11 protein-coding genes and 1 tRNA gene are annotated in these 17,741 nt (G+C 31.7%); 3 read left to right on the top strand and 9 right to left on the bottom strand.

Features of this window, described 5'->3' with window-relative positions:
* Nucleotides 1–130: 130 nt before the first annotated feature.
* From Q0807_RS01765 to Q0807_RS01775, 3 genes are all read right to left on the bottom strand, one after another.
* On the bottom strand, nt 131–799 hold the full coding sequence (locus Q0807_RS01765) for a response regulator (RefSeq protein WP_299105669.1): 669 nt from the start codon (nt 797–799) through the stop codon (nt 131–133).
* An 82-nt stretch (nt 800–881) separates the two neighbouring features.
* Complete coding sequence (locus Q0807_RS01770) at nt 882–2,909, bottom strand: tetratricopeptide repeat-containing sensor histidine kinase (RefSeq protein ID WP_299105671.1); 2,028 nt, start codon at nt 2,907–2,909, stop codon at nt 882–884.
* A gap of 131 nt (nt 2,910–3,040) precedes the next feature.
* Nucleotides 3,041–3,214, bottom strand: coding sequence for a hypothetical protein (locus Q0807_RS01775; RefSeq protein WP_299105673.1), 174 nt, complete (start codon nt 3,212–3,214; stop codon nt 3,041–3,043).
* A 626-nt stretch (nt 3,215–3,840) separates the two neighbouring features.
* On the opposite strand from Q0807_RS01775, the gene Q0807_RS01780 reads away from it, so the two are divergent.
* Together Q0807_RS01780 and Q0807_RS01785 are read left to right on the top strand one after the other, a co-directional pair.
* Nucleotides 3,841–5,598 carry an ATP-binding protein gene (locus Q0807_RS01780; protein ID WP_299105675.1) on the top strand — a complete coding sequence of 586 codons (1,758 nt, stop codon included), beginning with the start codon at nt 3,841–3,843 and terminating at the stop codon, nt 5,596–5,598.
* Nucleotides 5,595–7,376 carry an ATP-binding protein gene (locus tag Q0807_RS01785; protein ID WP_299105677.1) on the top strand — a complete coding sequence of 594 codons (1,782 nt, stop codon included), beginning with the start codon at nt 5,595–5,597 and terminating at the stop codon, nt 7,374–7,376. Before Q0807_RS01780 ends, Q0807_RS01785 begins: the two co-directional genes overlap by 4 nt.
* Nucleotides 7,377–7,546: 170 nt before the next feature.
* Here the strand turns inward: Q0807_RS01785 and Q0807_RS01790 are convergent.
* From Q0807_RS01790 to trxA, 3 genes are all read right to left on the bottom strand, one after another.
* A tRNA-Asp gene (locus Q0807_RS01790) sits at nt 7,547–7,620 on the bottom strand.
* A gap of 76 nt (nt 7,621–7,696) precedes the next feature.
* The gene (locus Q0807_RS01795) at nt 7,697–8,626 is read right to left on the bottom strand and encodes a DUF58 domain-containing protein (protein WP_299105679.1); all 930 of its coding nucleotides are present in this window, start codon (nt 8,624–8,626) and stop codon (nt 7,697–7,699) included.
* Between the two features lie 80 nt (nt 8,627–8,706).
* On the bottom strand, nt 8,707–9,024 hold the full coding sequence (gene trxA / locus Q0807_RS01800) for a thioredoxin (RefSeq protein WP_299105681.1): 318 nt from the start codon (nt 9,022–9,024) through the stop codon (nt 8,707–8,709).
* A gap of 370 nt (nt 9,025–9,394) precedes the next feature.
* Between trxA and Q0807_RS01805 the strand changes: the two genes are divergently transcribed.
* A complete protein-coding gene (locus Q0807_RS01805; protein ID WP_299105683.1) occupies nt 9,395–10,963 on the top strand; it encodes a hypothetical protein in 1,569 nt (522 codons plus the stop codon).
* A gap of 59 nt (nt 10,964–11,022) precedes the next feature.
* Here the strand turns inward: Q0807_RS01805 and Q0807_RS01810 are convergent, their stop codons facing one another.
* From Q0807_RS01810 to Q0807_RS01820, 3 genes are all read right to left on the bottom strand, one after another.
* On the bottom strand, nt 11,023–11,496 hold the full coding sequence (locus Q0807_RS01810; RefSeq protein ID WP_299105685.1) for a DUF695 domain-containing protein: 474 nt from the start codon (nt 11,494–11,496) through the stop codon (nt 11,023–11,025).
* Nucleotides 11,497–11,732: 236 nt separating this feature from the next.
* The gene (dnaE, locus tag Q0807_RS01815) at nt 11,733–16,112 is read right to left on the bottom strand and encodes a DNA polymerase III subunit alpha (protein ID WP_299105687.1); all 4,380 of its coding nucleotides are present in this window, start codon (nt 16,110–16,112) and stop codon (nt 11,733–11,735) included.
* Nucleotides 16,113–16,393: 281 nt separating this feature from the next.
* Nucleotides 16,394–17,608, bottom strand: a complete 1,215-nt coding sequence (locus Q0807_RS01820) for a DUF6252 family protein (protein ID WP_299105690.1) — start codon at nt 17,606–17,608, stop codon at nt 16,394–16,396.
* Nucleotides 17,609–17,741: the final 133 nt, after the last annotated feature.

Here is a 17,741-nt window from a genome sequence, read left to right on the forward strand (position 1 = left end):
ATGTAAGTGAACTATTCTTTTGCTGTGGTAAAACCGTAGACTTGATGTGGTAAAACCGTACTTTCCTTATTTTACAGTACACTCAAGCCTATAAAAAGACCTAAAAAATCGTGTATTTCTATAAAACTACTTATAAATAGCCCTTTTCTCGAGCTTCTTTTAGTAAAGACTCATCTTTTCCATCCTCTACAGCAAACAATAATTTTAAGTGTTTTTTTCGTTTTTCGATAGCACTTTTTGAAATGCTAACATATTCAGATAAATTTTTTGTTTTAATACCTTGAGATAGTAAATGCAGAATTTTTCGGTTAATATCATCTATATATATATCACTCGAAATTGTTTTCTTTAAGTAATTATTAACCGTAGAGCTATAATAAGGTGGTGATTTTAATATTTGTTGAAAACCATCGGCTAACTCCATTGATGTTAAGTCACTCTTAATAAGAAAACCATCTGGATCTATTTCCTTAATTATATTATGAATTCTATAAGTTTCGTTAAACATTGTAAGAATCACAATTTTTGCTCTCGGCATTAATTTTTTAGCTAACAGTGCTAAATCTTCGCCAGAAGCATATTTACCATCTTCAGAACCAGGTAAGCTAATATCAAAAAAACACACATTATAAGGATATTTTTTTGATGCACGTTCTATCATTATAACGGCTTCATCACAATTATTAGCAGTTTCAATATGAAGCGTTTGATCTTCTTGTTTTGTTGCCATTAATACATTTTGATAGCCCTCAATAATAATTGGGTGGTCATCTACCATTAAAATGTTGATGTGATTCATGCAGTTTTATTTTTTGGTTTTTGGTGGTAACATGCTGTTCGCTTACTAATTTTAATTTATTAAAAATAACTAAGCGATTGGATCATGCCTTTTTATCTAAATAGGGAATTTTAACTTTCACTGTTGTACCATTACCAGATAGGGATGTCCAAGTAATTTCTCCTTCAAAATCATCCACACGAGACTTCATGTTTTTTAACCCGATGCCTTTTTTACTCTTAGATGTATCAAAGCCATCACCATCATCAATGATATCCAAGCAAATTAAGTCTTTTTCTAAAGAAATGCTAATTTTTATACTATTTGCATTGGCATGCTTGTAGATATTTTGCATTGACTCTTGGATGATTCTGTAAATATTAATTTTGGTTTTATTCGCTACAAAATCCCAATTAATATCATCCGAAGAGTTGAACTCATACTCTAACTTATATGCTATTGTTTGAGTCTCAATAAGTTCAGACACAATATCTATAAAACCAGAACCAGAGACAAAATCGGTGTTTAACTCGTGTGATATCTTTCGAATTTCTTGCTCAATGGTTTGCAGCTGACTGATGTACTTAGCACGTGACATCATTGCTTCTTTACCTTCATTAAAATTAATACTATCTAGACTTAATCTTACACCAAAAAGACCACCTAAAACACCATCATGTAATTCTTTAGAAATTCTTATTTTTTCTTTTGCTCTTGCCTCATCTACTTTATCTTGTTGACCCAACATTAAATTATAAATATCTTCATTTGCTTTCTGTTGCACTTGTATCAACTTTAATTTTCTATTTTTTGCGCGTTGGGAAATAAACAAATAGGTTAAGATGGCTGTAAATAAGAGTCCGATGGATATAAATAGAAGATAAACGTTTTCTTTAGAAATTTGTTTGTTTTCAGCTTCTAGTTGGTCTGTTTCATATTCGATTCTTGCAAACTTATTTCTGACTTTACGTTCGTTTTTCAATAAACTATCACTCAATTTAATATGCTGCTCTAAATAAACTTTACTCTCATCCCCTTTTGTTAAATCAGCTAATAAAAGCATCGATTCTAAATACAACTCATTAATTGGAATATCCCGAGAAATATTATAGCTCTGCTTAGCATAAACTAAGGATGAATCGAGTTTTTTATTTTCTTTATAGAATTTAGCTAAATCAATAGAAGTAGCGAGTTTAGTATATGAATCGTCAATACTATCTGAAATCTGAAGTGCCTTCCTAAAGTCAGTTTCTAACTCATTATAATTATAATTCCCTTCCAAGAATTTTGTAAACGCATAGTTACTAAGGATTAAAGCATAAAATGCAATATCATCTTTTTTAAGAATAGGATCTGTTATGAGTTCCTCATAAATACTTAATGCTTTTTTATAATCTTTCTTCGCCCTATATGGGAGAGCTAAATTATTTTGTGCCTCTAAATATAAATTATAACTATTATTAATCTTCTTTGTTAACTCTTTTGCTTGATTATGATAGTCAATGGATTTATCATAGTTTTCAAGTTTGTATGATACTGTTCCTAATAAAATTAGAACTCGGTACTCATCGCTATTCATACTTTCACTATCCAATTTATAAATTAGTTTAAGCGCTTCAATAGCATTTTGTTCACTACCTAAATAGTCTTTTTCAAGATCTTGAATTGTAGCAATACTATATAAGATTTCAGTTTTTTCGACTAATTTATTTTTCCTATTAAAATAATCAAAAGCCTTAATCAAATATTTATATGAAGTTGTATTATCATCAGCTATCTGATAATAATACCAACCCAAATTTTTATTAGTATAAGCTATTGCAGATGAATCCTTAAGTTTTTTAGCTAAAGTCAAATTATTTAACCCAATATTTTTAAAAAACTCATAATTTCCATTAATTAGGTAACTATAACTCAAATCCCTATTGGCTCTAAGTATTAGACTATCATTTTTAGTGAGAATAGCAAGTTCACTAACCTTTTTAGAATACATAAGTCTGTCCTTAACAGGTAATGAAGAATTAATAGACAACTCTCTATTTTTTTTAATAGAATCTAGTAACGCTTGGTTTGTTTGACCAGTAAGTGTTATAATAAAAAGGAAGAAGAAATTGAATAATATAAATTTCAAAAGAAATATGGAGTTGATAGATTACCAAAGTTAGATTTTTTTTTCAAACAATTGGTGCTTCAATTGAATATAATATATAAAGCCCATAACTAATTAGTTATGGGCTTTATTAAATCTATGATATACAACTCTTAACCTTGAGTTGGAGGTTTTATTGTGCCTTTCTTAGTATGCGCTAACAAGTCAATTTTAGTAGGTTGTTTAATTTCATTGTTTTCCGTTACTGACATCGTTTCAGATTTAACGCCAGAGACAGTTAATAATAGAACAGCAACTAAGGCAATAGTAATTTTAAGGGTTTTCATAAAATATTTAATTTAGGGTTAAAGTTTAATCAATATCTAAAACTGTATCGCAAAGCAATACATTGAGGGAAGGGAATGGATTATTAACTATTTTAGGTTATACCTAAAACAATACTAAACTAAAAACGAGGGAAGTTTTTAAGACAAGTAAATGTCTAACTAGTAAAATGGATTAAAATTTTCCTTTTTAAGCGATTTGAGGTCTTAACAAGAAAAGACAAATATACACGTATTTTTATAATTTCCTAATGAATCATCGATAAACCACACGTATTGACCGATGAAAAACACAAATAGTGTTCACAACTTGTTGATAACTTAGGCTTTAAGCCACACAATACTATTGATTTTTATTTAATAAAACAGGAATTCGTCTCAATAAAAAAGAAAAGCTACTCACAACACTAAAATCAAGCCTCACAAGGGTAAATGGTTATTAGATTAGCGCAAAGATTGTACTACCGAAAACATAATATTTTTTTATTCTCCCTTTTTTATCTAAAATACCGACTAAACGCTTGTTTTTATCGATAAAAAGTATGTTATTGCACTACTCAATCATTAAACCACTAATAATGAGCATAAAACAACTTTAACTAAACCTTAAAATTATTTACATATTTTAAATGAGCCCCAAATCATTAAATATAAATATTCTTCTTACTAAAACTCCATATAAGCAACTAAGTCCCGCAGACAGACTTACTTATGTTACGTACAGTATTGGTTTAATTACAGGTATTTTAATTTATATAGTTAACATCTATCTAGATTATCAAACTCCAAAAAGGGTTGCTTTATTTGTAATAGCAGCATTTCTCATTGGCTCTCAACTATACTTTAATCTAAAAAAACACTTTCTATCAAGTGTTGCTCTTATTGCATGCCTCGGAAGTGCGATGCTTTATCTTTGCTATAACGTAGGCTTAACAACATCTTACTTTATGTATGGCTATGTCCTTTTATGTACAATACCTTTTATGAATAAAAGGGATAAACATTATTTAAGAAATGGCATTATACTTTCGGTAATCATACTTATTTTCTCAACATTAAGCATCATACTTTCACCACAATACAATGCGGAAAAACTAATAATAGAATATGCCAATCAAAAACTACTCACTAACTCAATATTAAGTTTTGGACTTTTTATAACATTTGCATTTATATTAGTCATAGCATCTTCAAATATTATTTTAGCATTAATTAGAGCAAAAACGAATGCCGAAAAACAAAAAGATGCAAAAACACGCGTGCTTTCTAATTTAGGTCATGAGTTAAGAACACAATTAAGTAGCATTCATGGTATAACACAATTGCTACTAGACCAAAACGAGAACGATGAATTAAATAATTCTACATTCTCTCAATACACAGAAACACTTGAGGTATGCAGCAAGCAAATGCTCTTTTTAGTAGACGATATTTTAGACATTCATAAAATTGAATCTGGCAACTTTAATCTTCATAATACTCCAGAGAATCTATATAACCTACTTAACCAAGTAACTATACCTTTTAAAACTAAAGTATTAGACAAACAGTTAGCATTTGAAGTTTCAATTGATCCTATTTTAAAAAATAATTACGTGAGCATAGATGCTTCTAGACTCACCCAAGTACTTCAAAATTTAATATCTAATGCCATAAAGTTTACCGATAAAGGATTTGTTAAATTTTCAACAAAAATAATTACACAATCAAAAGAACACACAACTCTTTTATTCTCTGTAAAAGACTCTGGCATAGGGATTTCTGATGACAACAGTACAAAGGTATTTGATAGTTTCCAACAAATAAGAGACGAAAACACAACAGAAACTGGAGGAACCGGTTTGGGTTTAGCCATTTCTAAAACCATTATTGAAAAAATGGGGTCTCAAATACACCTCAATAGTTCTCCTGAACATGGTAGCGACTTTAATTTCACATTAATATTAAAAAATGAATCTACTTACATCTCTAATGCCATTAAGAATATTGATAACAACAACATAGAGTCTTGTGTACTCACAGGCAAAAAAATACTTATTACTGAAGACAACAAAATAAGTATGCTTTATGCTAGTAAATTATTAGCAAAAAATGGAGCTCAAATATTAAAGGCGTACAACGGTAAAGAAGCTGTAAAACTAACAGCCTCTAACCCTGATATTTCTATTATTTTACTGGATTTAGAAATGCCAGAAATGAATGGTTTTAATGCAATACAAGAAATAAAAAAACTCAACAAATCAGTTAAGGTGATTGCTTTTACCGCAAATATTCCAGATGATATATTATTAGCTAAAATCAATCGCTTCAACTTCGATGGATTCTTAGCAAAACCATTTAAAAATGAAGCTATGTTTTCAGTTTTAAATCAACATTTGGAGTTATGAGAAAATTAATTGCTAACGACTCTAGCCCTTATGTCAAAGAAGAAAAAAATATAGATGTTTTTACATTTATCATACACATAACAGCTATTATTTTTAGCGCATTAAATATGCTTGTTAATTACCAAAAAGGTCTTACAGAATCCATCTGTTTTGATGCTTTTATAATTACCGCTATTGTTATAGCAATGATTGTATATTTTAAACATAAAAAATTTGTGTTAGGCGCATATATTTCTGTATTAGGGACAACAATAGGTGTTTCAGGCGCTTTATACTTTGAAGGTCGTTTATCATTTAATTTCCTTTATTATTTTGCTATTATACTTTCTATTCCATTTTTAATTAAAAGAAATAACTACTTTATTAGAGATAATTTTATTCTATTTATTACAGTATCAGTTATTGCCACTATTGCAATATTTATTGCACCTGTATATCCAAAATATGCGTTTGTAACAGCAGATGACATCTATTTTAAAATGATTCTTAATTCTACTATAAGTTTACTAATTACAGTAATGCTTATGGTGTTTGCTGTTTATGTTAGTAGAGATTATTTTATTTCGTTTTTAAAAGATAAAAAGTTCGCCGTAAAAGAAAAAGACAAACGATTAATAGCACTTACAAGTTTAGGGCATGAGTTAAGAACTCAAATTACAAGTATTAATGGTATTACTCAATTGATATCTGAACAGAAAACAGAACCCAAAATAAATAGAGAATTAATTAAGAAGTACGCTCTAATATTAGACAGTTGTAATGATCAAATGCTCAATATTGTGAATGATGTTTTAGATATTCATAAAATTGAATCTGGAAAATTTGAACTTTTAGAAAAACCAGAAAACCTAAATTTACTATTAAGCTCAATTGCTAGTGAATTTAATTTATTAGCAGACAATAAAGGTCTTAATTTTAAAAGAGAAATAACGCCAGAAATCACCAATCTTAATATAGATTTTGACAAAATGAGACTTGCTCAAATTTTTAAAAACCTATTAAGTAATGCTATCAAATATACTGATACAGGTGAAATAAATTTAAAAGTAGAGTTAATAGAAGAAACAGATACTAAAGCTTCTGTATTGTTTAAAGTGGAAGATACCGGAATTGGTATTTCAGAAACGGATTATTCTAAAATATTTGAAAGCTTTCAACAAATTAAAAGTGAAAGTGCAGATATTTATGGTGGTACAGGTTTAGGCTTATCGCTCACTAAAACTATTTTAGACAAAATGCAATCTAAAATTATAATTGAAAGGAATGTAGATAAAGGAAGTATCTTTTCTTTTACAATTGACTTTAACAAAACAACTAAAGAACATTTAAGAAAAAATATCGAAAACATAATAAACAACCCTTGCTGTCTTAAGGATAAAAAAATCTTAGTAGCAGATGATAATAAGGTTACCCTTTTGTATGCGGACACATTGCTTAAAAAGCATAAAGCGAAGACTTACTTAGCTAAAGATGGATTAGAAGCCGTAGAAATCGCTAAGGCTCACAAAGAAATAGATATTATTCTCTTGGATTTAGAAATGCCCAAATTATCTGGATTAAAAGCTATTGAACAAATTAAAGCTTTAAACCCAAACCAAACAGTTATTGCTTTTACGGCTAACACACCTAATGAAGCCTTACTCAAAAAACTAAATAGATATGGTTTTGATGACTTTATTACAAAGCCGTTTAAAAAAGAAACTCTAATAAAAGCTATTTTCTTAAACTGTAAAGAAGACAATAAAAATATAGATAAAGCTATTGTTCTAAACGAATAGCCCTAAAACAAAAAAGCATCCCAATCTTCTTATTCAGAAAAAAGGAAAGCTTCTCATTGGAATACCAAATTACTTTGGTAAACTACCTCCAAGATTGCTCTTGGACAACACAACTTCTTTAAAGTGCTAAAAAAAGCCTCAATTTCTTGAAGCTCTTTTTGCAATTTTTGCGGTCTGGACGGGACTCGAACCCGCGACCTTCGCCGTGACAGGGCGACATTCTAACCAGCTGAACTACCAGACCGTTGCTTAATTGCGAGGGCAAATATACACTGCATTTTTAATTTGACAAACAAAAAAGTAAAAAAATAAAAAATATTCTAAATAAATTTTTGGCGCTCTACCATATAGGTCGTTAATATACTATCAAAACCCGCATTAATATCGGCTTCCACATACTTAATTCTATACTGTCCACACTTAATTCTTAAGTCCGTAAAGTATTCTTTTACAGCTTTTTCGTAGGTTTCTTTTACATTATCTGCGTACAGATTAATATGGTCTCCTGTCTCGATATCGATAAATCGTTTTGGTCTATTATCAAAATTAAAAGTAAGCTCTTTTTTCTTATCAAAAACATGAAATAAGACCACTTCATGCTTATTATGCTTTAAATGTCTTAGTGCTTCAAACAGTTTTTCGTCGTTTTCTGACGTTTGAAACATATCTGTGAACACAAAAATTAAAGATCGACGATGAATTTTCTCCGCAATCTGATGTAAATATTTATAGGTTTCTGTCGTTTTAGTTTCAGGTTTAGAAACTACAGCGTCACATAATTTATGTAAAAGCATTTGGTGATGACGTTCACTACCCTTTTCTGGCGAATAAAAATCATAGTTATCACTATAAATACTTAAACCTACCGCATCACGTTGTTTTTTAAGAATATGCATTAACGAGGCACTCGCCAAAGCCGCAAACGCTATCTTATTAAGATGATCTATAGATGTGCCAGCCGTTTCCGGATAATGCATAGAACTACTGTTGTCTACTATAAGGTGGCAACGTAAATTGGTTTCCTCATCATAGCGTTTAGTATATAAACGATCTGTTCTTGCATATAACTTCCAATCAATGTGTTTGGTACTTTCTCCTGGGTTGTAAACCTTATGCTCAGCAAACTCAGCAGAAAATCCATGAAACGGACTTTTATGCATACCTGCAATAAAACCTTCAACCACTTGTTTTGCTAGTAATTCTAGGTTTTTAAAACCACCTGTTTTATTGAGTTCTTGTTGTAAATTCATCAGTTACCGAAACTAAAAAAGGTTTGCCGTATAGGCAAACCTTTTATCATTTCTTTTAGAAACTTATTTTTATCGTCGGACTATAAAAGCGCGTCAATAGCCTCTGAATATGCATTTTTAGGTGCTACACCGACTTGGCGACCAACAACTTCTCCGTCTTTAAAAATTAAAACAGTAGGTATGTTTCTTACACCATATTTAGCAGCAAATTCTTGGTTTGCATCAACATCAACTTTACCTACAACAGCTTTACCATCGTATTCTGTGCTAATTTCGTCAATGATTGGTCCAACCATACGACAAGGTCCACACCAAGCAGCCCAGAAATCAACCATTACAGGCTTCTCACTCTTTAATACTGTTTCTTCAAAGTTTGCATCTGTTATTTCTAATGCCATAATATTTATTTTTTTGTATTGTACTTCATTTTTCAACTACCATTCTACTGATAGAAGTACAAAATTAGTCAAAATATTCCGCAAACCTTACAATGGCTGTATTGGATTTGACTATAGATGTATTTTCTAGGCTTATTGAAATCAAAAAACTATAGCAACAGCAAAACACATACAACTTTTACCCTCCTTAATAACACGTTCTCTAAACTCATAAATGAGCTATTCTCGCCTTCAATTTAGACTAATTATCCTCAAAACAAAAGCTATACTATAGGCATTAACAACCAATTACAGACCTAAACTATTAAATTAGGCACTCTCATAATAATCTATATATTTGTCAACGAATTTACAACCCAAAATCCTACTTATGAAAAATTCAATTACGCTAATAGTTCTACTTTTTACTTATGCCCTTTCATTTTCTCAAAGTGCAAACCTAGACAGAGAGTACTTTAATGTGTCTTATGTAAAACTGCCTTCTCACCCAATATTAGACAATAACAAAAGAACTTTTTCTACAAACAAAAGAGCAATTTATTTATCTGGTTTCTCTAGAGTTAGCGCTAACGGAACTTTAGATATTAATTATAGGTTTCATGGTACAAACGTTGGAGAGGTTGAAATAAAAAAGACTAAACACGAAAAAAAGGATGATGATGGAAACGTTACCTCAACATGGTACACTTACAAAGTACATGTTACTTATACCTCATCTGCTAGCATATCGGTTAGTAATTCTGAAAACATAGAAAATGATTATCAAAATGATTTTTCCGAAAAAGACAATTATCAAAGTAAAGATTTTAAAACCTACAGAGCTGCCCAAGATTATTACAACAATAACCGTAATAACCTAAGAAGCACGCATGCTTCTAACCACCAAAAAGGCATACTAAATACCATAAACAACAATTTAAACAACATTTACGGTTATCAAATTACAGAGTCTAGAGGCGAACATTTTTGGATTTTAGGTAAGAAAAAACATCCTGAATACCAAAAGCATATGGATGCTTTTGAAGCTATGAAAGTCGCTTTTTCTAAAATGAAATCTCATGAATCTGTTAACGACCTAAAAGCTGAATTAACTCCTATAATGGATTACTTTAATAGTTTAGTTCCAAAATATGCTGGCTCAAAAAAGAAAGAAGCCAAAATGAGATATGCTAGTTTTTATAACATTGCTAAAATGTACTACTATCTAGACATGCCAGAAGAATCTAAAGTGTATGCTCAAAAATTAATTGATAATGATTATGATAAATCTGACGGTAAATACTTTATCCGCAGAGCGGATGAATTAATTACTAAGTTTAAAGCTAACGATACAAACACAAGACACTTTGAAGTGCTTACAGAAGATTTAAGCAATATTGTAGAAGAACCAGTAGTTGATGAACCTGAAGAGTCATCTTCATTAAACTTAGAATTAATTAAAGCTTATTTAGTTTCTAAAGCTGGCGATACAACTTTAGTAGACATGGATACTAAAGACATTAAAAATATAGCTTATAAAATGAATATTGTAAGATATGCAGATAATGGTACACCAATAGGTACAGAAGTTAGAAGTGCGAAAGAATTAAACGAAGTGCTTTTTATTGATGGTACGGATTATAAAAATGTGCCTTTTAAAGAATCCACAGTAACAGAAGGCTCAATTAGTGATTCACAAGAAAAACTTTGTAAAGTATTGGTAGAATCTGATAAAGTAAACCTATATCTTTTTAATAACGAAGAACCTGTAATCTTAGCACCAAATAGCGAAAACGGAACATCTACACTATCAAAATCTTTTGTTTTTGGCTTTACAAAAAACCTTGCTAAATTAGCTGAAGGCAACTCAGCACTGATTGAAAAAGTAAACAATAAAGAATTTAAAAATAATGTTGAAGACTTAGTTAAGTTTTGTAATGAATTAGCTAGCTCAAAATAGACTAAGAAAATTATCAATTCACCTTATTACAAAAAGCAACTTTAATTAGTTGCTTTTTTTTATTTAAACGATTTATAAGTATTCCAATTTAAGTCAATTTTACTATAAGTCGTAAGTTCATACTTCGGATATTTCATTTTTAATTTTTCCAATCTCAAATTAAATTCCACTAAATCTTTTGTATATATAACAAATTCTCTAAATCCAGAAGTAGTAATAGTGATAGGAACAATTGAATTCAAATCCGATTCTAAAAAATCAAATATGTCGTCTTCGAGATTGTCCAATTCAGGTTCATTTTCTATATCAGGTAAACCGTTAGAGTTTGGTGATAACATTTTGAACGCAATTCCGCAATTAGTTGAATAATTTTTATTTCCAGCTATTTTGTCGCATGCAACGTTTTTACGAACAAACATTGGGTTTCCATTATTTTTACCTGACAAAATGCTCCAACTTTGTGGAATTTCAGTTATTAATTCAGATGAACTTGAATCGTTTTTTTCCTTAAATAGATTGTCAAAAAATCCCATAATTTTATTTTCTGTTTTATTTTATCAAATTAACGCTAACGTTTTTGTTTATGGCTTGCTGCATGGTTGAAAAAGTAAGTTAACAAATAAGCATGACATAAAAATTCCAATTTCGATATATCCTAAAATCGCGGATACGATTAGAGTAATTAAAATTGAAAATATTTTCGAATTTTTCTTCATTTGCAGGGTTTTCTTCTAACTGTTTTACAATACGCATATATTAAGCATTAAAATTAATTCAACTTATACATCACATCATTTTCCTTCAAACCATCCAAAAGCTCCTGAGAAATTTTAATCTTATTTTTTCGACTTGGCATTTGCACTTTAATTTTTTCGGCATTATCGTAGACCACAAAAGTTAACGTTTGGTTGCCTTCGTGAAACTTAATTAAATCGTACAAAACTGCAATTTTATCTTTTTCTAAGTCTCTAATATTTAGTTGAATGGACAGTTTCTTTGCATAAGTATCCATAACATCATGCAGTAGCTGAAAACTATTAAACTGAATTCTTGGATCACCTTTTTTACCTGTATCTCTGTTTACCCAACCTTCGCGCACAAAGGCTCGCACATACACAAATGAGTTAATAACAAAGAAGTGTCTAAACTTTAAATAATCTTCCCCAAAAATTCTAAACTCAAAACTATCTCTATAATCTTCAATGGTAAAAATTGCCCAACCTTTTCCTTGTTTACTTACACGATGTTGCACATCTGTAACCACACCTCCAAAGGTGATTTCTTTATTTACAACGGCTTCTAAATCGTTAAACAAATCAATGCTTCCGTTGCAAAATGTTTTCATTTCAGTTTTAAAATCGTCAAGCGGATGACCAGAAATATAAATACCAACCACTTCTCTTTCTCGGGATAATTTTTCCATGGTTCCCCAATCTTCACAAGGCGGAACAACAGGCTCTGCAATCTGTACATCACTAGCTGCACCAAATAAACTGACTTGTGCCGAGTTTTCATTTTCCTGATGCTTGGCACCATACTTAACTGCTTTTTCCAAAAAGCTTATACCATCTCCATCATTTGCAAAATATTGCGCTCTGTGCGTTTCTGGCCAACAATCAAATCCGCCTGCATTAGCCAAGCCTTCAAATGCCCTTTTATTGGCAGCACGCAAATCAATTCGTTTGGCTAAGTCGAAAATAGATTTATAGTGTCCATCTTCTTTTCTGTTCTCTACAATAGTTTTTACAGCACCATGACCTACACCTTTTATGGCTCCCATTCCAAAACGAACGGCATTGTCTTTGTTTACTGAAAACTTGTAAAAACTTTCATTAACATCTGGTCCTAAAACCGGTAATCGCATCCGTTTACACTCTTCCATAAAGAAGGTTATGGACTTAATATCATTCATATTATTAGACAAAACTGCAGCCATATATTCTGCTGGATAATGCGCTTTTAAATATGCAGTTTGGTAAGCAATCCAAGCATAACATGTGGAGTGCGATTTGTTAAAGGCATAACTCGCAAAGGCTTCCCAATCCTTCCAGATTTTTTCGAGCTTTGTTTTGTCTAATCCTTTGGCTCCTGCTTGCTCAATAAATTTTGGTTTCATCTTATCCAAAACCGCAATCTGCTTTTTACCCATTGCTTTTCTCAAAACATCGGCTTCACCTTTAGTGAAATCTGCAAGTTTTTGAGACAGAAGCATTACTTGCTCTTGGTAAACCGTAATTCCGTAGGTTTCCTTGAGGTACTCTTCCATTTCTGGTAAATCGTATAAAATCTCTTCATCACCATGTTTACGTGCAATAAAACTTGGGATATATTCCATTGGACCGGGACGATATAAGGCGTTCATGGCAATTAAATCATCAAAAACCGTAGGTTTAAGATTCTTCATATGTTTCTGCATACCTGGTGATTCATACTGAAACACACCAACCGTTTCTCCTCGTTGGAATAACTCGTAAGTCTTTACATCATCTAGTGGAAAATTCTCTGGGTCGAGCAAAATATCATGCTTCGCTTTTACAATCTTTACCGTATCTTTAATTAAAGTTAAGGTTTTCAGTCCCAAGAAATCCATCTTTAATAAACCTGCATCTTCTACAACAGAGTTGTCAAATTGAGTGACATATAAATCGGAATCTTTAGCTAAAGCAACAGGAACATAATTGGTAATATCACCTGGTGTAATAATAACACCACAAGCGTGAATACCAGTATTACGAACCGAACCTTCTAAGATTCTGGCTTGATTTAAGGTTTCTGCTTGTAAATCGTCACCATCAGAAATATTAAGTAATTCATTAATTTTCTCTAAATCCTCAGCTCTAAATTTCTTAGCTAATTCTTTTTCAGAAAGTCCAAAAATCTTTCCAAGTTTAGACATCAACGGAATTAACTTAGCAAGATGATCCGCTTCATTTAATGGCAAATCTAATACTCTGGCTGTATCTCTAATAGACGATTTTGCCGCCATAGTACCATAGGTAATAATCTGAGCCACTTGGTTGGCGCCATATTTTTCGATGACATAATCCATAACACGACTTCGACCTTCATCATCAAAATCAATATCAATATCTGGCATACTTACACGATCCGGATTTAAGAAACGCTCAAAAAGTAAATCGTACTTAATGGGATCAATATTTGTAATCCACAAACAATAAGCAACAACAGAACCTGCTGCAGAACCACGACCAGGACCAACGGAAACGTCCATTTTTCTGGCTTCACGAATAAAATCTTCTACAATTAAGAAATAACCAGGATAACCCGTTTTTTCGATAACGCTTAACTCAAAATCGAGACGTTCTTCAATTTCTGGTGTAATATCACCATAACGGATTTTGGCACCTTTGTAAGTTAAGTGTCGTAAAAATGCATTCTCTCCACGTTTACCTTTATCCGCTAAATCTTCTTCGTATTTAAACTCATCTGGAATATCAAAAGCTGGCAACAGTACATCTCTAGCCAACTCATATGGTTCAATTTTATCTACAACCTCTTGGATATTCACAATGGCCTCAGGCACATCTCTAAACAAAGCCTTCATTTCTTCTGAAGACTTAAAATAATATTCTTGATTTGGTAAACCGTAACGATAACCACGACCGCGACCTATTGGTGTGGCTTGTTTTTCACCATCCTTTACACACAATAGAATATCGTGAGCATTGGCGTTTTCTTGATCTACGTAATAAGTATTATTGGTTGCCACCAATTTAACATCGTGCTTTTTTGAAAACTGAATTAAAACAGGATTCACACGGTTTTCATCTTCCTGATTGTGACGCATTATCTCTAAATACAAATCGTCACCAAAAGTCTCTTTCCACCAAAGCAAAGCTTCCTCCGCTTGGTTTTCACCAACATTTAATACTTTACTTGGTACTTCACCATAAAGGTTTCCGGTTAAGCAGATTAAATCCTCTTTGTATTGTTCAATTAGTTTTTTATCAATTCTTGGAACATAATAAAATCCATCTGTAAAGGCCGCAGACGATAATTTAGCCAAATTGTGATAGCCTTTTTTATTCTTAGCCATTAACACAATTTGATAACCGTTGTCTTTTCTGGTTTTGTCCGCATGGTTTTCACACACAAAAAACTCACAACCAATAATTGGTTTTATAATTTTACCTTTCTTTTCTAAGCCAGCAGCTTCAGCTTCTTTATGCTGGGCATTAACCTTTTTATTATGACCAGAAACAGCCGTTACAAAGTGAAATGCTCCCATCATATTACCATGATCTGTCATAGCAACAGCCGGCATATTTTCTCTGGCAGCTGCAGCCACTAAATCCTTAACACTAATGGTAGATTGAAGAATGGAATATTGCGAATGGTTATGCAAATGCGCAAAATCAACCGCTTTTATTTGAGATGCAGCTTCTTCATCTACAACTATTGGTGTTGCTTGTTCTTTTTGAAGGCGTGCGTTAATCTTAGCACTTTCCTTCTTAAGATTAATATGTTTTAACTTAATGAGCTGAATCTCAGCAGGATTTTCTTGCCTAAAATTCTCAAAATATTCTGGCTCAACGTCTAACTGTTCTTTGGTATATTGCTTACGTCTTATTAATTCTAAAAAACAACGTGTGGTTGCCTCAACATCGGCTGTTGCATTGTGTGCTTCAGCAAATGGTTGATTGAATAAATATTGATGTAATTCTGTTAAAGTTGGTAGTTTAAATTTTCCGTATCGTCCACCAGGCAATTGACACAAGCTTGCTGTATGTTCTGTACACGTATCTAAAACAGGTAATTCTTGAAGTGGATTATTTACGTCTTCACGCACAAATTCCGCTCCCATAATATTTAAATCAAACTTTACATTTTGTCCGACAACAAATTTTGTTTTTGATAAAGCGATGTTGAATTTCTCTAAAACTTCAGAAAGTGGAACACCTTGCTCTTGGGCTAGTTCAGTTGAAATACCATGAATTTTTTCAGCATCATAAGGGATATTGAAACCTTCTGGTTGCACCAAATAATCTTGATGCTCTATACAATTACCCATGCCATCATGCAATTGCCAAGCAATTTGTATACATCTTGGCCAATTATCAGTATCTGTAATTGGTGCATCCCAACGTTTTGGTAATCCTGTGGTTTCTGTATCGAATATTAAGTACATAAAAAAAAGCCTCTTTTAATTTCCCCAAAATGGAAAAACTGTTAATCTAAAGTATTTCAGAATATTATGCCGAATGAAATCTAATCGGCTCAAAAACAGAATCATAAAAGCTTTTGAACTACGCTTTAAATGACCAATAATTAAGTTTTAATTCCTGAAAATCTAGCATATAAAATTACGTACAATTTGAACTTTTTTGAAATGAAGTTATAAACAATTGTAAACAAAAAAGCGCTATTCTATAAGAATAACGCTTTTATAATTATTGTATTATCTATGTTTTATACAGGCTGTAAATAATCTGGAACACCATTACCATCTGTATCAACAGCATCATCAGGATTACCATCTCCATTTGGATCTGCGTTTTCGTTTATAGTTAAAATAGCATCTCCATCGTCATCATTATCTAAGTAATCTACATCTAAATCACCATCTGTATCAATTGGATTTCCGTCTGCATCAACAGCTTCAAACTGTGTTAACACACCGTCACCATCATCGTCATTATCTAAATAATTTGGTACACCATCACCATCTGTATCGTCATCTTCTAAATCATCATTACCATTAAAATCTTCAAATACATTGGGTATACCATCGTTGTCATCATCACTACAATCTAAGGCATCAATTTTAGCTTGAATGCTCCCATCTGTATCACCACAAATATCTATTTCATCTTGTAAAAAAAGTGCGTATTGTGCACATTTTTCATCAAAATTACCAATTGTAGCTGTTGTATACTGTGAATTTGCCTCTACCACATTTGCCGATGCATATTCACAAGGCATTGTACAATCACCACTTAATTCATCAATTTTAGCTTGAATCGTTCCATCTGGATCTCCACAATAACCACGTTGACTAATTAATGCTTCTTTATAAGTACTACAAGCCGCTGCAAAATCAGCGCTGTTAACAAAGTCTAAACTAGAAGCAAAAGTAGCTTCATAAGCAATAAGTGCATCACTTGCCGCAATTTCAATATCGGCACATGTAAGTGGATTTGCTGGAATCTCACCAGAAACTAGAGGTACTTTATAAAAAATTCCATTTGTAAACCCAATAGAATTTAAACCGTCCTCATCAAAAGCTAAAAATCTATATGTTCCAGTAAATGTCTTATTTACTAAATCTATTTCGCTGATTATAATTTCTCCTAATTCTGGGTAAATAGAAACACTTTCATCTGGTCTGTTGTTTGTAGAAAATGTTGTACCAAATCCATCTAAATATTCAGCTTCCATAAGATCAACCTCACCTACAATAAATGTATTTTCAGAGGCCGAAGGTACTCTTAGGTTTACTGTTTCGTAATTATTAGAACCTGTAATTGTTAAGAATCCATTTGTTTCAATACTTGCTGTGAAAGATGTTGCTCTCCAAAGTTCGTTTTCGCGATCTCCCTGAAAAGCGGGTGAATTAAATTGTACTTCATCACCACAACTAAATACGGTTAAAAAAACAAGAGATAAGAGGATTAGTTTCTTCATGTGTTAATTGGTCTTTTATCTTTGCCTCAAATATAACGAAACAAGAATCCCAAAAGTATAATAATTTTTTATATAGAGCATAACTTGGATTTTTCTTTTAGTTAAAAAGATGTTCTTTTAGTTAAAGTGTACA

Origin of the sequence: uncultured Winogradskyella sp., assembly GCF_947495255.1 — a bacterium.
In the GTDB taxonomy this organism is placed as follows: Bacteria; Bacteroidota; Bacteroidia; order Flavobacteriales; family Flavobacteriaceae; genus Winogradskyella.